The sequence below is a fragment of the Polaribacter sp. genome (assembly GCF_039939415.1).
Taxonomy (GTDB): domain Bacteria; phylum Bacteroidota; class Bacteroidia; order Flavobacteriales; family Flavobacteriaceae; genus Polaribacter.
The window spans coordinates 62,154-83,792 of sequence record NZ_JBDVJE010000052.1; the positions used below are offsets into that span (position 1 = coordinate 62,154).

Here is a 21,639-nt window from a genome sequence, read left to right on the forward strand (position 1 = left end):
GTAAAACATCCCTAGAAATGAAAGAAAAGCTTAAAAAAAATTGGAAACTCTTTTTAATAGCAAGTTTAACTTTAGGCCTTGCTCCTTTTAGAGAACCTCATATTTGGGGTAAAATAAAATGGATTTTAGGCGGAAATGCTTTTTCTGGAGAACATGCAATGAAAGGACAAGATTGGTTTGATGTTTTAATGCATGGAACTCCTTGGGTTTTATTGATAATCTCTGGAGTATTACATCTTTTTAAAAAGAGATAGAACTTACATATTTTCTGGAAACTCTAACTCCATTTCTGGTAAAAACCTACCTGGAACAGAACTTTCTCTTCTAGCAATAACTTTAAATCCTTGTTTTGCATAAAATCCTTCCGCATAAGGATCTGAAAGTACATTTAACACAGCACAACTACCTCCAATACAATATTCTGAAGCATGTTTTAATAAGGCTTTACCAATTCCTTGTTTTATAAATTTAGGGGCAATAAACAAAAAATCTAAAAAACTGGTTCTAATATTTGCTCTATTTAGAATGTAAAATCCTGCAATTTCATCATTAACAAGATATTTACAAACGTTTGATTCTTGAAACATTTTGGGAGTAATGGTTAAATCTTCTTTCCAACTAGCAATCAATTCATCAGAATAACCCCAAAAAGCTTTTGACTTTATTGCAATCTCTGTCAGTTTAGTAGCATCAGAAACTTGTGCAACAACAATCATTATTTTTTAACTAACTGTTTTATTTTAATATTAAAGGCTGCAAAAAGTAACGTAGTAAAAGGACTTAACCAATTAAAAATAGCATAAAAGAAATACTCACTTACACCTACTCCTAAAACTCCAGATTGATAAGCTCCACATGTGTTCCAAGGAATTAAAACAGAAGTTACTGTTCCAGAATCTTCTAAAGTTCTACTTAAATTTTCTGGCGCTAAACCTTTATCTTCATATGCTTTTTTAAACATTTTTCCAGGAACTACAATTGCCAAATATTGATCTGAAGCAGTAATATTTAAGGCTAAACAACTTGCTACTGTACTTGCAAATAAACCAAAAACAGTAGATGCTAAATTTAACAATGCTTTACTTATTCTAGATAATGCACCAATTGCATCCATAATCCCTCCAAAAACCATTGCACAAATTATCAACCAAATAGTACCTAGCATTCCACTCATTCCGCCAGCAGAAAATAAATCATTCAATTCTGCACTTGTAGTTTCTACGGCAGAATCTACTGTAATTGCATTCATAACTCCTTTATAAGCAGAGTTAATAGTTAAACTTTCTGCTCCAGCAACATTCATCACTATTTCTGGTTGTGCAATAATTGCAGTAATTCCTGCTAATAATGTACCAGCTAACAAAGCAATTAATGGTTCTGTCTTTTTTACAATTAAAAAGATTACAAAAACCGGAACTATAAATAACCAAGGAGAAATATTAAAAGCTGCATCTATTGCTGTTAACTTATCTGAAATATCTGGTGTACCTTTTGTTTCTATAGAAAAACCAATAATGATAAAAATTAAAAGAGTTACTAAAATTGTAGGAATAGTTGTAATAGCCATATATTTTATATGCTCAAACAACTCGCCTCCTGCCATTGTTGGTGCTAAATTAGTTGTATCTGAAAGTGGAGACATTTTATCTCCAAAATATGCTCCAGATAAAACTGCTCCTGCTGTCATTCCTGCAGAAATACCTAATGTATTTCCTATACCAATTAAGGCAATACCAACTGTTGCAGAAGTAGTCCAAGAGCTACCAGTGGCAACAGAAATTATAGCACAAATAACTACAGAAGCTGCTAAAAATATGGTTGGATTCAAAATTTGTAATCCATAATAAATCATAGAAGGAATTATTCCACTTATTAACCAAGTTCCTGCTAATGCACCAACCATTAATAAAATTAAAATTGCACCAGTTGTAGATTTTACATTTTCTGCAACTTCTTCTATCATTTGTTTGTAAGAAACTTTATTTCTAAAACCAACAACAGCTGCAACTGCTGCTCCCATTAATAAAATAAATTGGTTACTTCCGCTCAAAGCATCATCTCCATACACAAAAAACACATTGTAAAATAACATACCAATTAAGGCAAAAATAGGAATTAAGGCTTCCCAAATATTTAGCTCTTTATTTTCAATTATGTTTTCATCTTGTGGTTCTCTCGGAGATATATTTTGGCTTTCCATTCTAAAAATTTTCGTTCTGTAATGTTACGATTTTACAAAATGTTATGCAAATCAAATTGGTTGCTTACATTTGCTATTATGGATACTTTAACTCAAATTGTTTTAGGTATTGCTTATGGAGATATAGCTCTAGGTAAAAAAAATTGGAAACAAAGTAAAAATTATAAAACCCCAACTTCTTTCATACAACTTTTCATCATTTTATAAGTTCTTTCTATATCATTATCTAAACCTATAGAAAAACGAACTAATCCATTTGAAAGTCCCATTTCTTCTTGTTCATCTTCTGGTATTTCTGATGACGTAGAAGTTCCTGGTGCAGAAAATAATGTCTTATAGAAACCTAAACTTACAGCTAAATATCCTAAGTTTTTTTCTTGCATCAACTCCATTAAAGCATTTGCTTTTTCTAAAGAACCTGTTTCAATAGTTAACATTCCTCCAAAACCATATTCTAAATTCATCATCGATTTAAAAAGCTCGTGAGAAGGATGTGATTCTAATCCAGGATAAACAGTTTTTAAACCATCTGCTTCGAATTTATTTGCTAAAAAAGCAGCATTATAGCTGTGTTTTTTCATTCGGATATGTAATGTTCTCATATTTTTTAAAATAGATGAAGATCTTAAAGAATCTAAAGAAGAACCTAACAACATACTTGCACCATCTATTACACTTTTTTGAGAATTGATAAAATTGGTACTTGCACAAACAACACCCCCCATAGTATCTGAAGAACCGTTTATAAACTTTGTTAAACTATGTATTACAACATCTGCCCCATATTGTGCAGGAGAAATAGATAATGGCGAAAAAGTATTATCTACGACTAATTTTAGGTTATATTTTTTTGCTAAAAAAGCTAATCCTTTTATATCTGCAACTTCTAACAAAGGATTGCTAACAGTTTCGCAATAAATCATTTTTGTACTTTTTGTAATTGCTGCTTCTACAACGTCTAGTTTTGTAATATCTACAAACGACGTTTTTATACCCATTCTTGGAGTAAAATTCTTTAAAAAAGCATACGTTCCTCCGTAAATAGTTCTACTAGAAACTATATGATCTTCATTACTACAGATTTGTAAAATTGTTGGTGTAATTGCTCCCATTCCAGAACCTGCAACATTTGCACTTTCTGTTCCTTCCATTGCTGCTAAAGCTTCTCCTAAATATAAATTACTTGGTGATGAATGGCGTGAATATAAATAACATCCATCAGAATTTCCTTCAAAAGTATCTAACATTGTTTTTGCTGATAAAAAAGTATATGTTGATGAATCTGATATAGATGGATTTACACCTCCGAATTCGCCAAAGTATTGTAAATCTTGAATATTATCTGCTGGTTTAAATTTCATAATTGATAGCTTTAACAAGTACAAAACAACAACTTAAAAGAAAATATATCAATACTTACATTTTATTATAGATTATTATTCTATCTTTAAAACATAATATAGTTTTTAAAACTAAAAACCTATTGTAAAATATTACTTTTCCGAAAATATTAAATTATGACTTTAGATTCTATTGATAAAAAACTCATCAATTTGCTTCAAAAAGACAGCAAACAAACCACAAAACAACTTTCTATTCAACTTAATTTATCTGTAACTGCTGTCTATGAGCGAATAAAGAAATTAGAAAAACAAGAAATAATTAAAAAGTATGTGGCTCTTATTAATAAAAACAAAATTGAAAAATCTTTTTTAGTCTTTTGTCACATTAAACTCATCAAACATTCTAGAGAATATGTTACAACTTTTGAACGTGAAGTTTTAAAATTAGAAGAAATTACAGAATGTTTCCACGTGAGTGGAGATTATGATTATATTTTAAAAATTTACGTAAAAGATATGGATGCTTACAGAAATTTTATGGTTACAAAACTAACAACAATTGCTTATATAGGAAGTACTCACAGTACTTTTGCAATTGAGGAAGTTAAAAACACAACCGCTATAAATATTTAGTTAACTTTTAAAACATGCAATCTACTCGTATTAAAACCATTGAATTATTAATTATTTTTGTATCTATTCCCATCAGTTTTGCTTTTGATTATTCTCCGATAATAAAATTAGCAATTGGCCTTTTTGGTTTTAGTTATATTCTGTTTATTTTATTAAAAGTTGAAAAAATTAAATTTCGAATTCAGAAAAACATCAATTGGAAAAAATTTTGGCCATCAATCTTTATGAAGTTTCAAGTAATTGCTATAATTACCACTTGCTTTGTTTGGTTTACAAATAAAGAAAGTCTTTTTACAGTTGTTCTAAATAAACCTTTAATGTGGCTAGCAATTCTAATATTCTACTCTTTTTTATCTGTGTATCCGCAAGAAATTATTTACCGAACATTTTTCTTTAAAAGGTATCAAGTTTTGTTTAAAAATGAACATGTTTTTATTCTAATAAATGCCTTAATTTTTTCTTTAGCGCATTTATTGTTTAAAAATACATTAGTATTATTTCTCACGTTTTTGGGTGGAATCCTTTTTGCTATTACCTACAACAAAACAAAATCTACTCTGCTAGTTTCTATAGAACATTCCATTTATGGTTGTTGGTTATTTACTGTAGGAATGGGAAACTTATTAGGTTTCCCATCCTAAAAATTATTCTTTAACCAATACTATTTTCTCAGATTGCTTCTTAACCATTTGTCCATAAAAATCTTTTAATGCTGTATAATATTGTGGTGCAATAATACCATTGTTAAATTGTAATATTGATGTAACACTAATTTTATTACCACTTTGCAATAATTGATATTTAAAAACGCCTAAATTATCTGGCAAACCTATTGCTAATGACTCTGGTAATTTTTCTACTTTATAACCTTCTGGAATACTTATAAAAACTCTATTACTATCTTTCCATGGAGTTGCAAAATCTACTGGAAATTTTCTTTCTTCTAATTTAAAAGGATTGTTATGAGTTGTTAAAAACAACAAAGGTTCTATATAAATTTTTCCGTTTATTTCTTCAATTAAATCTTCACTTAAAAACTTAACATTTCTAACAATAGGAGCACTTATTTTTTCTTTATTTACAACTTTATAATCTTCAACCTCTATGCTATATCTTTCTTCTAATTTGGTTATTAAGCTTTCGTCTTTTACATGATTTTTATTCTTTCTGAAATTTAGAGCACTAAGGTTCATAAATGTTGTTCTAAACAAACCTTCTACCATCATATCATCTGTAATCTTAACCATTAAACTATTACCATCTATAGCGTGTTTGGTTGATGTTAATTTTACCCAAGAAGAAACTCCATCTTTTGTAACTTTTCTTCCATTCCAATTTAAAACCCTTTTTGGTAATAAATTAGGTAAACTAAATGATTCTGTAGCATCTAATAACACATATGTTCCATCATTAAAATCTACCATAGAAATCACATAATTAAACCCATTTAATGTTGGAAATAATGGCACTCCATTTCTTCTTGTACTAACTAAAACTGGGTTTGCTTTTAAACCTGCAGATCGTAACATAGAAGTTAGCATTAAATTAATATCTGCTACATTACCTACTCTTTCTTTATAGGCTTTCTTCACTCCTTTTTCTGTGTACTTATTGTTATTACCATTCCATTTTATTTTGTTTTTTACAAACTGAAAAACGGCAGCAACTTTTTCTTTTTCTGAAGAAATACTTCCAATTACATTCTCTAAATCATTTTTATAATAACTATTTTTATTTAACTCACTTCCAAAACTAGAAGCCTTAAAAATTTGCTTACTAACATCTTCCCATGTATTAGAAAAAGATTTATACTCTCCTTGTAAACTTATAAAATTAATTTCTGTTAATTCAAATTTCATTCCTCCTCTATAATTATAAATACTACTTATATAAGGTTCATCATTTTTTAAAGCAGGAATGTTATCAGCATTAAATGAAAAAACATCTATTCTAAAATTTAAAGTACCAATAGAACCTGTTTTTGAGGTTTTAACCATAGGGATACTATAATAACCTTTAGACCTTTTGTTATACTTATAATACTCAGGTACTTCAACTCTGTATGATAACTTTTTAACAGGTATACCATATTGAAATTGTAAATCATCAATAGAATTGGCATAAGGTGAAACTATTTTATATTTTATTTCTATTACAGTACCAATTTTAATATTTGGCATTGTAATTTTTTTAATACTATAAGATTGGTTTTTCTTTTCTTTAAAGATACTTTTTTTCGATAATTTTTCTTTTTCAACTTTACCATCTACCAAAGAGTATATATATCCTTTTATTGAAGAAACGGCATCTCCTTCACCAACCTCAGGATCATAATAGGCTATAGATTTTGTAGCCATATCAAATCCTTTTTTTGTATAAATTTTAATTCTTTCGTGAATTTCTGTTACAGACTGAAAACCACTATTAGTTACAAAATCATAATATGTTCTTCTACTTCTAAATAAATACGCTGCATCTGCAGTAGAATCTAAAGGATAAAATTTTTCTTCTATTTCTTCTTTTGATACTTTTCCAAATTTATAATCTTGGGCAAAAATTGTAAACTGACATATTAATAGCACTAGTAGGGTTAACTTTTTCATTCTTTTTATTTTTTTATAATAGCAATTCTTAAATTTTCATATTTAGCAATACTTCTTCTAAAACTTCTGTATAATTTGTAATCTTCTTTAGGGTAGATTCCTTCTTTAATTAAAAGTGATTTTTCATACTTAAAAGTAGTAGCATCTAGTTTAGTAAAAGTTACTTTATAAGTTCCAAATTTAGTCGAGAGTGTTTTTTCTGATGGTAAAATAGGTAGTGTATATTCTTTTGGAATTTTAATTGTGTAGGTATCTACATCTTTATATCCTCTAGCAATTTTTAGTGGTAATTTTCTACTTCTATATCTTTTAGGTACATAGCTATTTTTATTAAAAATATTTACTCTAAATAAATATTCTTGATTATTAATAGCCGCATAATTTTTAATCGCAACCTCTACATCTTCTTTAAAAACAACATTTTCTTTATCATTTTCTAAATCTGCTGATAAAACTTCTAGATTGTTATTATAACTCCATACATTAGATTTATACTTTTTAACAAGTTCTTCTTTTGTAAAAGTTTCATAATAATATTTATCATCATATTTTATTCCTTTAGAAGTTGTATTTACCTTTGCCGTTAAACTGCCTTTATTATCTAATTGAATTTCTGCTTTTGTAACTTGTATATTAGTTTCGTTTTTATATGCAGGTGTTCTCTTTATAACACCTCCTTCTGGTGTCATTACTAATACATCTCTATCATCAGTAAAATCTCCTAAATAACCAAATGGCAATGTTTGACTGGTACATTCTAACCAAATATCATTACCGCTATTAGGAATATTTAAAATTACATGATTTCCTTGTGCTAAAGAAGCAAATTCATTTTCAAATGAAACTTTATCATTAGGGTTTGCCTCTACATGAACATAATTAGATTTAACACCTACAACATCTAATAAAGCTTTAGTATAATTAGTTAAACCTTTACAGTCACCATAACTAACTTTATCTACTTTATTTGCCGCAATTGGTTGAATACCTCCAATGCCAACTTGCACACTAATATATCTGGTTTTATCTTGCATATATTTATATACAATTTTTGCTTTTTTTATAGGTTCATCTATACCTTCTACCAAATTTAAAACTTTTAATTTAGTAGCTTCTTCTAAATCTGTTTTACCTGCTAATATTTTATTATTCATCCAAAGTCCTAATTCTTTCCAATTTGAGTAACTTCCTTTTATGCCATCTGTTTGAAAATGATTAGGCACAACCATTAATATTGGCATAAAATTAGAAAAAGAAACACTATTAGCTTCATATTTAACTGCAGGTTGATTATTTAAAATACTATATAATTCATAATCTGAATGTTTACTTTCAATTGGGTAATCAATGAAGTTTTTTTCCTTTTTATTAATTGCAATCTTATTTGTGTTTTTTAGTTTATAACTGCTTTTTTCTACTGAAATATAATACCCAGAAATTGGATACCAACTAGGAATAAAACCTGTAGAAGACGTTTTGTATACAGACTCAAAAACAATGGTGTAAGGATAAGAAACAGGTGTGTAATCTACATATTTTACTCTAGAATCTGAGTATAATGTACCACCATCTACAGCACTTTCATCTAAAAACTTATTTTTAGAATATTTTTTAATTTGGTTTCCAAAAGCATCGTAAATTAAAGCTGATAGTTTAGTTATTTTGGTATCGTTATCATAGCTCTCATAAATATCAGCAAATCTATCTCCTAATTTATTAAGAATAGTAATTACTTCTCTTTTATGAACGGTCATTTCATCAACATTATCAATTGTTATTTCTATTGAATTATCTCTAATTACTGCATTGGCATCTTCTTTTAATTCTATAGGAATTAGAAGTGATGAATAATTATTTTTCTGAGAAAAAATAGAAACAACTAAAAATAAAGCAAGTATAATTGATAGGGATAAATTCTTTTTCATGTTTTTTTAATAGCTAACCAAAGTTAAAAAAAAGAAACTAAAAAAGGGTTAAAAACAATAGTTTTTAACCCTTAATAAAAAGAAAATAATTTCTAAATTATGCTTTTGTTTTCACAACAAAAGACATTTCCATAATATCATCTATAAATTTATCTTTAAGTTCTTTAAAGAAAGATTTTGATTTATATTTTATATTAAAATCTGCTCTATCTACATTAAAACTTTCACTTGTAAAGGTAGTAACACCAGCTTCTGTAGAAATTGTTGCAGGAATTACTATACTTTTTGTTACATCTTTAATTTGTAAATTACCTGTTACAGCTAATTTACCTGCTACTTCTTCTACTTTAGTAATTATAAATTTTGATGTTGGGTATACTGCAACATCAAAGAAATCTGCATTTTTTAAATGACCTTCTATTTTTCCTGCTCCATTAGAACCTTTCATATCAAGATTTGTAATTGTGTTCATATCAATTACAAATTCACCTTTAGTTAACTTACCATTTTCTAGAAGTAAACCTCCACTTTTTAAAGAAACTGTACCATCATGTGCACCTCCTGGTTTTGTCCCTTTCCAATTTAAAACAGAAGCAGTAACATCTACATTATTTAAGCTAACACTTTTAGCTTCTACTTTTACAGCTTCTTTTACTTCTACTTTTTCTTTTTTCTCGCTTTTACACGCAGTTAAAACTGATGCAATTACTACTAGTGATAAAACTATTTTTCTCATTTTATTGTTTGATTTATATTTATTACTATTTTATTTTCCATGGCAAATATATATTATTTGTTTTCCGTGGAAAATATTATTTTTAGTTTTCTGAAAAATTTAACAATTATAAAAAACTATTCTTTTACTTTAGAATCTATAACAATTGTTACAGGTCCGTCATTTAAAAGTTGTACTTTCATATCTGCTCCAAACACACCTGTTTGAACTTTCTTACCAATTTCTTTCTCTAAACTTAAAACAAAATTTTCATACAAAGGTATTGCAATTTCTGGTTTTGCAGCTTTAATATAACTGGGTCTGTTTCCTTTTTTTGTTGATGCTTGAAGTGTAAACTGACTTACTACAACAACCTCTCCATTAATATCTAAAAGAGAGTTGTTCATTACACCATTTTTATCATTAAAAATACGAAGATTAGCAATTTTACGAACCAACCAATTGATATCTTCTTGTGTATCTTCATTTACAATACCTAAAAGAATTAATAATCCTTTTTGAATGTCTGCAACTTTTTTTTGATTGATAGTTACACTTGCTTCTGTAACTTTTTGAATAACAATTTTCATAGTCTACTCATTATCTTCTTCGTTCCAAATATCTGTTCTAAAATGCTCTTTTTCTTCCTCTCCTTCTAAAATTTGCAAGTAGCTTTTATAACGAGACCAAGAAATTTTTTCTGTTTCTAATGCTTCTTTTACAGCGCATTTTGGTTCTTTTAAATGCAAACAATTATTGAATTTACAATGTTGTTTCATTTCAAAAAACTCTGGAAAATAATCTCCTAATTCGTATTTATCTATATCAACAATTCCAAAACCTTTTATACCTGGAGTATCAATAATTCTTGCATCGAAACTTAAATCGAACATTTCTGCAAAAGTAGTTGTATGCTGGCCTTGTTTGTGTTGATCTGAAATTTCTTTTGTTTTTAAATCTAAAGTTGGTTCTACTGCGTTTACCAAAGTAGATTTACCAACACCAGAATGACCAACAAACATAGATGTTTTACCTAACATCTGTTCTTTAATTTTATCTACATTTTTGTTTTCTGTTGCAGAAACTTCAATACAAGTATAACCAATTGCTTCGTAAATATCTTTTAGGTATAAAATTTCTGCTCTTTGTTCTATTTCATAAGAATCTATTTTATTAAAAACTAAAATAGTATCTATTCTATAAGATCTAGTAGACACTAAAAAACGGTCTATAAAAGTGGTAAATGTTGGTGGATTATCTATGGTTATTAAAAGGAAAACTAAATCTAAATTGGCAGCAATTATATGTGTCTGTTTAGATAGATTTACAGATTTACGAACAATAAAGTTTTCTCTATCTAAAATCTTTTTAATAACACCTGTTTCTTCATCTCCTTTTTTTTCTAAATCGAATATAACTTTATCTCCTACTGCAACTGGGTTGGTACTTTTAATACCTTTTATTCTAAATTTCCCTTTTATTCTACATTGATAAAAGATACCTTCTTCAGATTTTACTTGATACCAACTTCCTGTAGATTTGTATACGATTCCTGTCATTAGTACAAAGATGAGAATAAATTACGAATTTGAAATAAAAAATAATCCTTCAAGTTTTAATGCCTGAAGGATTACTAAATATTTAAGAATTATTTTAAGAAGTTTGCAATACGCGTTAAGGATTGAATGGCTTGTTTGAACTCTTTTTTGTTTCTTAAAAACAAAAAAAGTGAGTAATGAAAGCCTGACCTTTAGGTAACGCCCAAAAACTATCCGTTAATAATTTTTTCTTGATGGTTGATAGATTCTTGGTGAATTGCTTTAAACATTTTTAAAACAAACTCTTCACTTAAACCTCTACTACTACCTTCTAACACCATGTTTCCTAAAATCTCGTTCCAACGTCTAGATTGTAAAACAGCTACGTTTTCATCTTTCTTTAATTGACCGATTTTGTCTGCAACTTGCATTCTTTTTCCTAATAACTCAATTAACTGATCATCTACTACGTTAATTTGAGCTCTTAAGTTTTCTAATGGTTCTCTATAACTTGTTGCAGATTCTGTAGTTTTTTTAATTTTTAAGTCTCTCATGATTTGCTTTAAAGTGTCTGGAGTTACTTGTTGTGCAGCATCAGACCATGCATTATCAGGATCAAAATGAGTTTCGATCATTAAACCATCAAAGTTTAAATCTAATGCAACTTGAGAAACATCTTGAATCATTTCTCTGTTTCCTGTAATATGTGATGGATCACAAATTAATGGTAAATCTGGAAATTTGTTTTGGAATTCTATTGCTAATTGCCAGTTTGGGTTGTTTCTGTATTTAGATTTATCATACGTAGAAAATCCTCTGTGAATTGCTCCAAGATTTTTGATTCCTGCAGTATATAATCTTTCGATACCACCTAACCATAAAGCTAAATCTGGATTTACTGGATTTTTTACTAATACAATTTTATCTGTACCTTCTAAAGCATCTGCAATTTCTTGCATGATAAAAGGAGAAACTGTAGAACGTGCACCAATCCATAATAAATCTACATCTTCTTCAATGGCTAATTTACAGTGAGCTGCATTGGCAACTTCTGTACAGGTTTTCATACCTGTTTCTTCTTTTACTTTTTTAAGCCATCCTAAACCTAAAGCGCCAACACCCTCAAAGTTACCTGGTCTCGTTCTTGGTTTCCAAATTCCTGCTCTATAATAGTTTACATCAGAATCTTTTAATTCGTGTGCAATTTTTAAAACCTGTTCTTCGGTTTCTGCACTACAAGGCCCTGCTATTACTAGTGGATGTGCTAAATTCATATCATCCAACCATGTTCTTAATTCTTTTGTATTCTTCATTTTTCTATTAATTGTGGCTTATTTATTTTATGCCGTTTAAAATTTGTTTTATATAATTTGTATTCTCCATTTCTTTAAAAATTTCTGAGAAATCATCTTGTTCCATCAACTCTTTAAAATGTTGTAAATTATTGATGTATTTGTCTAACGTTTCTATTACGTTTTCTTTGTTTTGTTTAAAAATTGGTGTCCACATTGCTGGTGAACTTTTTGCCAAACGAACTGTTGAAGCAAAACCAGAACCTGCCATATCAAAAATATCGCGTTCATTTTTTTCTTTATCTATTACTGTTTTACCTAACATAAATGAACTAATGTGAGATAAGTGCGAAACATACGCAATATGCTTGTCATGAGACACAGGATCCATATATCTAATACGCATTCCAATGGCTCTAAAAAGTTCTAAAGCTTTTTCTTGCAATTTAAAAGTTGTCTTTTCAACTTCACAGATAATGTTCGTTTTCCCAACGTATAAGCCAGAAATGGCTGCTGTGGGGCCAGAATTTTCTGTTCCTGCAATTGGATGACATGCTAAAAAGTTTCTTCTTTTTGGATGATGTTCAACCACCTTACAAATTTCTTCTTTTGTTGAACCAGCATCAATAACCAAACCTGTATCTGATATTTTATCTAAAATTGTTGGTAATAATTTTACAGTTGCATCTACAGGAATTGATACAATTACCAAGTCTGCATTTTCTAGATCGTCTAAAGTTGCTTTTCTATCAATTAATCCTAATTCTAATGCTTTATTTAGAGTTTCATCTTTTCTACTAATTCCGTGAATGATTACTTCTGAATCGTGATTTTTAATATCGATAGCAAAACTACCTCCTATTAAACCAACACCAATCATGTATATATTTTTCATAACTTATAATCTTGATATTGCTTCTTTAATTACATCTGTAGTTACACATAATGAAAAACGTATATATCCTTCTCCTTGAGAACCAAAAATAGTTCCTGGAGTAATAAAAATATTGTTATCATATAAAACAGCATCTGTTACTTCTTCAGATTTTTTTCCTTCAGGAATTTTTGCCCAAACAAATAAACCTGTTGCATTTTTACTGTAAGTTGCGTTTAATTTACCTGCCAATTGCCAGATTAACTTTCTACGTTCTTCGTATATTTTATTTTGATCAGAAAACCAGTCATTTGACAATTGTAATGCTTCTATGGCTCCTTTTTGAATTCCGTAAAACATACCAGAATCCATATTAGATTTTACTTTTAAAATTTCGTTTATATAGGTTGCGTTTCCTAAAACCATACCTACTCGCCAACCAGCCATGTTAAACGTTTTACTTAAAGAATTCAACTCTAAAGCAATGTCTTTTGCGCCTTCTACTTGTAAAATACTGATAGGGTTATCGTTTAAAATAAAACTATAAGGATTGTCATTAATGATTAATATATTATGTTTTTTACCAAAAGCAACTAACTTTTCGAACGTTTCTAATGTTGCGTCTGTACCTGTTGGCATATGAGGATAATTTACCCACATAATTTTTACTTCTGATAAATCTTGTGCTTCTAATTCTTCAAAATTTGGTTGCCAGTTTGTTGCATCACTTAAATTATAAAAAAGTGGTTCTGCGCCTACTAATTTTGTTACTGATGTATATGTTGGATATCCAGGATTTGGAATTAAGACTTTATCACCTTCATTTAAAAAAGCCATAGAAATATGCATAATTCCTTCTTTACTTCCCATTAAAGGCAAAATCTCATTTTCTGGGTTGCTATCTACAGAAAATTTATTCTGATAAAACTCAGAGATTGCCTTCCTTAATTCTGGTAATCCTTGATAAGATTGATATTTATGTGCATTTGCATCATTCAAACTTGCTTGAATTGCTGCTAAAACTTGCGTTGGTGGTTGCAAATCTGGAGATCCAATTCCCATATTAATAATTGGTTTTCCTGCAGCTGCTAAACCTCTAACTTCTCTTAATTTTTTAGAGAAGTAGTATTCTTGAACTGTATCTAATCTTTTGGCTGGTTTAATCATATTGTTTTAAATGAGATCCTGAAATAAATTCAGTATAGCTGCGCTATTTTCTACCGTTTTTATAAGTTCCTAAAATCTTGAATTCTTCTGCCATTATTTCTATAATTGCTTCTGATTTTTTGTAATCTTTATAATCCTCAAAAGTTATGTCTACAAAAAAGGAATATTTCCAAGGTGTTTCTATAACTGGTAATGATTGAATTTTTGTTAAATTCATTTGACAATCGCTCAACACATTTAAAATGGCTGCTAAACTGCCTCTTTTATGATTTAATTGAAATTTTAATGATGCTTTGTTTATTTTATCAATACCATTACTTGGCTCTTCAGTTTGTACAATTACAAATCTTGTTGAATTGTCTTTTATTGTTTGAATTTCATCCTCAAGAACTTCTAAACCAAAAATATCTGCTGCAATTTTTGGTGCAATTGCTGCTATACCAACTAAATTTTCTTTTGCAATTCTTTTTGCTACTTCTGCAGTATCTACATCTTCTACCAATTTAATGTGAGGGTGTTTTTTAAAAAACTCCTTACACTGTAATAACGCCATTGGATGAGACCAAACTTCTTTAATATCTTTAATACCTTGACCTTTTAAAGCCATTAAATGATGGTGAATATTTAAATATTCTTCATTTGTAATATGTAAGTTGTGTTTGTCTAATAAGGCATAATTTGGTATTATAGAACCTGCAATTGTATTTTCTAAAGCCATTACCCCATAATTGGCAGAACCATCTAACAAACTATCTACCAAAACATCAAAAGACATACATTCTTTTAATTGAATGTTGTTTCCGTAAAAGTCTCTAGCTACTTTGTGGTGGTTTGAGCCTTCAGCTCCTTGTATGGCAATAATTTTATTCATTTTTTATCAAAAAAAAAGCCTCGAAGTAAATTCGAGACTTTATATATTTTTAATGTTTCTTAACAACACGATACAAAGTCTCTGCTCTTACTAAAAAAGTAAAAGTAAAAATAGAAACCTGTAAAATTGTTATTTAACATTTTGAATTCTCTTGTTTTGAACAACAAATCTAAAGATTTAATTTACATAAACAAATTATATGTAACTTTTTATATAAGAATTGACATATTATTAAAATTTGTTAAAAATGAAACTTAAACTTTATGAAATTTATTACCCTTAAAGATATTTGAAATCAAATTCTAAATTTGAAACCATTCTTTTACCAACTTTTTTTCTATTGGATCTATAGTTTTATGGCTATAATCATTTTTAATTGCTTCATATTGATAGTCTTTAGACCATTCTTCAATATTATTTGTTAATTCTTTTAGTGAATTACAAATAAAATTTAACTCTTTTGTAGATATTGTTGGGTGTACAGACAAACGAATCCAACCTGGTTTTTCTGTATTACAACCATGTAAAATTTCATCTTTTATTCTATTTGAAGTTTCTTTATCTACATTTAATAAAAAATGTCCATAAGTACCTGCACAAGAACAACCTCCTCTTGTTTGTATTCCAAATCTATCGTTCAATAATTTAACAACCAAGTTGAAATGATATTTTTCAAAATAGAAAGAAAAAATACTTAAACGTTCTTTATGATCTGGAGCTAAAATTTTTACTCCTGGTAAACTTTCTAACGTTTTAAACATTACTTTATTAATCTCTTCTTCCCTGTCTTTTATATTTGTAACACCCATTTTATCTTTTAACTGAATAGAAAGTGCAATTCTAATGGTTTGTAAAAAACCAGGTGTTCCTCCATCTTCTCTTGCTTCAACATCATCTACATAATCATGCTGTCCCCAAGGATTTGTATAACTTACTGTACCTCCTCCTGGATTATCTGGAACCGTATTTTTATATAAACTTTTATTAAAAACTAACACTCCTGAAGTTCCTGGACCTCCTAAAAATTTATGTGGAGAAAAGAAAATTGCATCTAAATACTTATCTTTATTTTCAGGATGCATATTTATATGCACATAAGGTGCACAACATGCAAAATCTACAAAACATAAGCCATTATAACCATGAATTAATTTTGCAATTTCATGATAAGGAGTTTCTATACCTGTTACGTTAGAACAAGATGTTATAGAAACTATTTTTATTTTTCTGTGTTGATGTCTTTGAAAGCATTTTTCAAATTCTTTTAAACATAACAAACCTTCATTATTACAAGGAACAACCTCTACATCTGCAATTGTTTCTAACCACGAAGTTTGATTAGAGTGATGCTCCATATGACTTACAAAAACAATAGGTTTAAGTTCTTCTGGAATAATTGTATGATTCTTTAAGTTTTCTGAAACTTTTAAACCTAAAATTCTTTGAAACTTATTAACAGCACCTGTCATTCCTGTTCCTGTAGTTATTAAAACATCATTATCATTTGCATTTACATGGTGTTTAATAATATTTCTAGCTTCATGATAAGCTAAGGTCATTGCAGCACCAGAAGTAGAAGTTTCTGTGTGTGTATTTGCTACAAAAGGGCCAAATTGATTTAGTAATTTATCTTCTATTGGCGCATACAACCTTCCGCTTGCAGTCCAATCTGTATACACTAATTTTTGTTCTCCGTAAGGAGATTGAAACGTTTGATCTATACCTACAATATTTTTTCTAAATTGATTGAAATACTGTTCTAAATTTAACTCATTCATATCCTTTTGCATTGTAATTATTTTTTAAACTCTTTAAATACTTCTAATCCACATTGTAAAAATTGTGCATACTCGTTTTCATCTGGTGTATAACCAACAGCTTGGTTTAAAATTTTTGTCCCATCAGAATTTAATAAAACGTAGTATGGCTGAGAGTTTGTTTTAAAAAACTGCGTTTGAAAGTTTGCCCATTTATTTCCATAAGTTTCAAGTTTTCTAGTTCCTCCATTTATTCTATTTACTAAAACTTGTTCATTTTCTGGTAATTCTTTTTTATCATCAACATATAAAGAGATTAATACATAATCGTTTCGCAAATAATTATCTATTTTTTGTTTTGGCCAAATATGTTCTTCCATTTTTCTACAGTTAACACATGCGTAGCCTGTAAAATCTAACATAATTGGTTTGTTTACCTTTTTAGCATATGCTATACCAGTTTTTAAATCTTTAAAACAATTTAAATTATTTGGACACTCATTAGGATATATAAAACTGTAACCTACAGGAGGAGCTAAACCACTTAATAAAGTTAAAGGTGTAAATGTTTTTGTTTCTTTATTTACCATAAAACCTGATGCTAAATAAATCACAAAAGAAGCTACTAAAATACCTCCTGCAATTCTTGAAAATGATAGTTTTTTAATTGGTGAATCGTGTGGAAATTTAATTTTACCTAATAAATATAATGCTAAACCTGCAAAAATTAATATCCACAGTAATAAGAAAGGTTCAATTTTAAGCATATTCCAATGTGCCACTAAATCTGCATTTGATAAGAATTTAAATGCCAAAGCTAATTCTAAAAACCCTAAAATTACTTTTGTTGTGTTTAACCAACCTCCAGATTTTGGTAAGGCATTCATCATATTAGGAAACATTGCAAAAAGAGCAAAAGGCAATCCTAAAGAAACTCCAAAACCTGCCATACCTGCAGTAAGTTGCCAAGCGCCACCATCTGCTATTAAAGAACCTGCTAACAATGAACCTAAAATAGGCCCAGTACAAGAAAATGAAACTATGGCTAAAGTTAATGCCATAAAAAATATTCCTACAAAACCTACAGAACTTTCTCCTTGAGTTGTTTTATTTGTCCAGCTTGCTGGTAGTGTTAATTCGTAATATCCAAAGAATGAAAAAGCAAAGAACACAAATATGACAAAGAAGATAATATTTAACCAAATGTTGGTAGATATTTCATTTAAAATGTCTGGATTAACAGAATCGAGTAAATGAAATGGTATACTTAAAATTACATATACCGCAAAAATAAAAAAGCCATATAGTAATGCTTTTGAAACTCCTGAACCTTTATTTTTGCCATTTTTCTTTGTAAAAAAGCTAACCGTTAAAGGAATCATAGGAAAAACACAAGGTGTTAATAAAGCTAATAATCCTCCTAAAAAACCTATTCCAAAAATATTCCAAAGAGATTTTTCTCCTTTTTGTATTTCTGATGAATTACTACTTGTTTCATTTTTGCATTTTTTAGATGCTGACATCAATCCATCAGCATTTATACCATAAAGTAAGTTATTTACAGATTTATTATCTCTATTTTTATTTACGACACTTTCTGTTTTTCCATTTAGAGAAAATGAAAAATCTTCATCAATTTGAATACATTCTGTTTTACAAACCTGCCCAGTTAGATTTAGATTTACTTGAGTTAAATTAGCATCTTTTAACTTTATTCTTTGTTTTAAAATAGCATTTTTTTCAAAATAAGATTCATATACATCAAATGTTTTACTAAACTTTTTTAAGGTATCGCTTTCTATTGCTTTACCTATTAACTCAAATTTATCATCAGTTTTTGATTTTGATATAATTATTGGAAGTGAGCCACCATCTGTAGTGTGTTGAGAATACAAATGCCAATCTTTTTCTATAGCTGCTTTAATAATTATATTATATTCTCTTTCAGAAATTTTTTCAAATGAAGTTTTCCAAGTAATAGGATTTAAAATACCATCTTTGTCATCGAAAATATTATTTGAATTATTAGGGATTGTAAAAACTAAATCTAGTTCTGTTGGCGGTAAACATTTAGTATCATCACAAACCATAAATTCTACAACTCCTTTAATTGTGTTTATGTTTGATGTTGTTTTTATTTTTTGCCTAAAAACTGCTGTCTTTTCGAAAAACTTAATTTTCATTTGAAAAACAGGATCATCTACTGTAACTCCTTTTTCTTCTATATTTTTACCTACAAGAAAAAAATCTTTTTTAGAATCATTAAAATTAAATGTTGTAGGTATTGGCCCGTCTTCTGGAACAGCTTGAGCATATAAATGCCATCCTTCTTCTAGTGTAGCTGTAGAAACTAAGATAAATTCTGAGTCAGAAACTTTTTCAACAGCTGTAGACCATCGAATAGGATCTTCTATTTGTGCAAATAATCCTAAACTAAGTATTAAAAGTATAGAGAAAAAAAATAATTTCATAGTTTTAAGTTTCATTTGAAGAAACAAAATTATTCTTTTTTTATTACTATAAAGGTTAACCCAACTTTTAGTTTTAACGATTACTCTTAAAATTTTCTTAATTTATATACTATTATAATAATGAAAGTAAAAGAATTAATATTTTCTTTCTAAAGAAACTCTTCTTTAAAAAATTAAAAAAACAATTGTATAGTTAATGTAATAAGTTATATAAAATAAAAAATATTAGCTTTAAAAAAACCATTTATAAAAATATTAACATGACTCTAAATATAAAAAAATCTTTAACGCTAATTAAACAAATTTATATTAAAAAAAAGATTTAAACTTCTAATAAATTCTATTTTTTTCTTATATTTAAATGCTATTAAAAAAGAAAAATGGAGAAATTTCCTGAGATATTTATAGAAAAAAAGAATCATAGAAAAGAACCTCAATTACTAATTAAGTTTCAATATAATGACAAACTTGTAGACGTAATGAGAAAAATTGACGGTGCTTTTTGGAGTAAAAATTTAAAATCTTGGTATATATCTGATTCAAAGAATAACTTAAATGTTATTTTAGAAAAATTTAAAAATCTTGCTAAGATTAATATTGAAAACAAAAAAAAATTATTTAAAAGAAATTTAACAGATTTTCAAAAAACATTTTTAAACAACTTTTACCTCTACTTAAAAGGAAAAAGATATAGTAAAAGTACCATACAAACTTACACTTTTTTTGTTGCAGATTTTATAAATTTTCATTCAACCAAATCTCTAGATGAACTCAATAACAAAGATGTTGAATTATTTATTGAAACAGTTTTTATAGAGCGAAATTATTCGATAAGTACTCAAAGACAACTTATAAGTTCTATAAAATTATTTATACTATTTTATCCAACTACAAAAATTAATAATTTAGAATTAGAAAGACCAAAAAAATCTAGGAAACTACCAAGTGTTTTATCTCAAGAAGAAATTTTAGCTATAATAAGTGCAACTCAAAACTTAAAACATAGAGCTATAATTGCACTTATTTATTCTTGTGGATTGAGAATTAGTGAATTAATAAATTTAAAATTAGAAGACTTTTATATTGAAAGAAAACAACTTATCATAAAAAATGGTAAAGGAAGAAAGGATCGATATGTTAGTTTAGCAGATAGTTTTATACCTCTTTTATCTAATTATTATTACTCTTACAAGCCAAAAACATTTTTTGTAGAAGGACAGCAAAAAGGAAAGTACAGTGCAGAAAGTGTTCGACAGTTTTTAAGAAAAAGCTGTAAAAAAGCAAATATAAAAAGAGTAGTAACACCTCACACATTAAGACATAGTTATGCAACTCATTTATTAGAAAATGGTGTAGATATTAGATATATACAATCTTTATTAGGACACGCTAAACCTGAAACAACAATGATTTACACCCATGTTAAAAGAAAAGATTTAATGGAGATTCAAAATCCGTTAGATATTGCATTACAAAAGATTAAAAGAACAGATAATAACAATAAAAAAGTTTTATTATCCCGAAGAATATAAGCAAAAATCAATATATTTGATTGTATATAACCAGTTAGTTTTAATGCAAAAGTCAGCTTACAGAATTTAGGAAATTTAAGTTATTAATTAAAATTCTCTAAAATTAATTGAGGGAAAAAATTGATTAAATTTTTAAAAATATGAATTTTAAAACTTAAATATTTCTACATTAATTTAGTAAAAAAATGAAAAATTGAAGTTTGAGAAAAGTAGAAAATAATTAATTTACTTTAGAAAAATGAAAATGAATTTCTGTGTAGCTTAAAAAATGAATAAAAAATTTCTTTAATTGTTTAAAATATGAGAAAATCGGAGAATAAAAAGGTCTTATAAAAGTTTAAGTCTTATCAAGAAAAAATAGAAGTAAAATAATATAACTTCGAACAAGTAATTTTAAAAACAATATGAATATTAAACTGTATGAAAAAAATAAACTCTTTAATTATATTTAAATTCAAGAAAGTCAGATAAAATTTAGATTTAAAAAATAAAAAATGAAATAAAATCTATTTAAAATCAAAAAAAGTAAATTTATATAGATTTGAAAAATTAAATAAAAAAAGAAATTAAAAATTGTGTGGAAAAGCACTAAAACTAACACCGTGTAAAAAAAATTGCTAGTCAAAGCTAGCTTACGAAAATCCTCGCGGATTTTCTATCTGTGTTTTAATTGTTAACTTAGTGCAACATAACGCAACTTTTAATACACATAAACGTT

Annotated in this window: 18 protein-coding genes; 4 read left to right on the forward strand and 14 right to left on the reverse strand. The window is 27.9% G+C overall.

What is annotated here, in order from left to right; all coding sequences use genetic code 11:
- Positions 1-17: 17 nt before the first annotated feature.
- Complete coding sequence (locus ABJG40_RS08735; protein ID WP_348024205.1) at positions 18-254, forward strand: hypothetical protein; 237 nt, start codon at positions 18-20, stop codon at positions 252-254.
- Positions 255-257: 3 nt separating this feature from the next.
- Here the strand turns inward: ABJG40_RS08735 and ABJG40_RS08740 are convergent, their stop codons facing one another.
- From ABJG40_RS08740 to ABJG40_RS08750, 3 genes are all read right to left on the reverse strand, one after another.
- Positions 258-716 (reverse strand): GNAT family N-acetyltransferase, encoded by a 459-nt coding sequence (locus tag ABJG40_RS08740; RefSeq protein WP_348024206.1) that lies wholly within the window; start codon positions 714-716, stop codon positions 258-260.
- Positions 716-2,200: a Na+/H+ antiporter NhaC gene (gene nhaC, locus ABJG40_RS08745; RefSeq protein ID WP_348024207.1), complete on the reverse strand. Its 1,485-nt coding sequence runs from the start codon at positions 2,198-2,200 to the stop codon at positions 716-718. Before nhaC ends, ABJG40_RS08740 begins: the two co-directional genes overlap by 1 nt.
- Before the next feature lie 161 nt (positions 2,201-2,361).
- On the reverse strand, positions 2,362-3,561 hold the full coding sequence (locus ABJG40_RS08750; protein WP_348024208.1) for an aminotransferase class I/II-fold pyridoxal phosphate-dependent enzyme: 1,200 nt from the start codon (positions 3,559-3,561) through the stop codon (positions 2,362-2,364).
- A 156-nt stretch (positions 3,562-3,717) separates the two neighbouring features.
- Between ABJG40_RS08750 and ABJG40_RS08755 the strand changes: the two genes are divergently transcribed.
- Complete coding sequence (locus ABJG40_RS08755) at positions 3,718-4,176, forward strand: Lrp/AsnC family transcriptional regulator (RefSeq protein ID WP_348024209.1); 459 nt, start codon at positions 3,718-3,720, stop codon at positions 4,174-4,176.
- 14 nt (positions 4,177-4,190) lie between these two features.
- Complete coding sequence (locus ABJG40_RS08760; protein WP_348024210.1) at positions 4,191-4,817, forward strand: CPBP family intramembrane glutamic endopeptidase; 627 nt, start codon at positions 4,191-4,193, stop codon at positions 4,815-4,817.
- A 3-nt stretch (positions 4,818-4,820) separates the two neighbouring features.
- Here ABJG40_RS08760 and ABJG40_RS08765 read toward each other — a convergent pair whose 3' ends face one another.
- The 11 genes from ABJG40_RS08765 to ABJG40_RS08815 all read right to left on the reverse strand — a co-directional run bounded on the left by ABJG40_RS08765 (position 4,821) and on the right by ABJG40_RS08815 (position 19,389).
- The gene (locus tag ABJG40_RS08765) at positions 4,821-6,779 is read right to left on the reverse strand and encodes a DUF3857 and transglutaminase domain-containing protein (protein WP_348024211.1); all 1,959 of its coding nucleotides are present in this window, start codon (positions 6,777-6,779) and stop codon (positions 4,821-4,823) included.
- Between the two features lie 5 nt (positions 6,780-6,784).
- Positions 6,785-8,704, reverse strand: a complete 1,920-nt coding sequence (locus tag ABJG40_RS08770; protein ID WP_348024212.1) for a DUF3857 domain-containing protein — start codon at positions 8,702-8,704, stop codon at positions 6,785-6,787.
- A 97-nt stretch (positions 8,705-8,801) separates the two neighbouring features.
- Positions 8,802-9,440, reverse strand: coding sequence for a YceI family protein (locus tag ABJG40_RS08775; protein ID WP_348024213.1), 639 nt, complete (start codon positions 9,438-9,440; stop codon positions 8,802-8,804).
- 116 nt (positions 9,441-9,556) lie between these two features.
- Positions 9,557-10,009 (reverse strand): D-aminoacyl-tRNA deacylase, encoded by a 453-nt coding sequence (gene dtd / locus ABJG40_RS08780; RefSeq protein WP_348024214.1) that lies wholly within the window; start codon positions 10,007-10,009, stop codon positions 9,557-9,559.
- Positions 10,010-10,012: 3 nt separating this feature from the next.
- Positions 10,013-10,978, reverse strand: coding sequence for a ribosome small subunit-dependent GTPase A (gene rsgA, locus ABJG40_RS08785; RefSeq protein ID WP_348024215.1), 966 nt, complete (start codon positions 10,976-10,978; stop codon positions 10,013-10,015).
- Between the two features lie 209 nt (positions 10,979-11,187).
- Positions 11,188-12,270 (reverse strand): bifunctional 3-deoxy-7-phosphoheptulonate synthase/chorismate mutase type II, encoded by a 1,083-nt coding sequence (locus tag ABJG40_RS08790; RefSeq protein ID WP_348024216.1) that lies wholly within the window; start codon positions 12,268-12,270, stop codon positions 11,188-11,190.
- Between the two features lie 22 nt (positions 12,271-12,292).
- A complete protein-coding gene (locus ABJG40_RS08795) occupies positions 12,293-13,144 on the reverse strand; it encodes a prephenate dehydrogenase (RefSeq protein ID WP_348024217.1) in 852 nt (283 codons plus the stop codon).
- Between the two features lie 3 nt (positions 13,145-13,147).
- On the reverse strand, positions 13,148-14,290 hold the full coding sequence (locus tag ABJG40_RS08800; protein WP_348024218.1) for an aminotransferase class I/II-fold pyridoxal phosphate-dependent enzyme: 1,143 nt from the start codon (positions 14,288-14,290) through the stop codon (positions 13,148-13,150).
- 43 nt (positions 14,291-14,333) lie between these two features.
- The gene (locus ABJG40_RS08805; protein ID WP_348024219.1) at positions 14,334-15,161 is read right to left on the reverse strand and encodes a prephenate dehydratase; all 828 of its coding nucleotides are present in this window, start codon (positions 15,159-15,161) and stop codon (positions 14,334-14,336) included.
- 302 nt (positions 15,162-15,463) lie between these two features.
- Positions 15,464-16,951, reverse strand: coding sequence for an aminotransferase class V-fold PLP-dependent enzyme (locus tag ABJG40_RS08810; protein ID WP_348024220.1), 1,488 nt, complete (start codon positions 16,949-16,951; stop codon positions 15,464-15,466).
- A 5-nt stretch (positions 16,952-16,956) separates the two neighbouring features.
- Complete coding sequence (locus tag ABJG40_RS08815; RefSeq protein ID WP_348024221.1) at positions 16,957-19,389, reverse strand: protein-disulfide reductase DsbD domain-containing protein; 2,433 nt, start codon at positions 19,387-19,389, stop codon at positions 16,957-16,959.
- A 380-nt stretch (positions 19,390-19,769) separates the two neighbouring features.
- On the opposite strand from ABJG40_RS08815, the gene xerA reads away from it, so the two are divergent.
- A complete protein-coding gene (xerA, locus tag ABJG40_RS08820) occupies positions 19,770-20,921 on the forward strand; it encodes a site-specific tyrosine recombinase/integron integrase (RefSeq protein WP_348024222.1) in 1,152 nt (383 codons plus the stop codon).
- Positions 20,922-21,639: the final 718 nt, after the last annotated feature.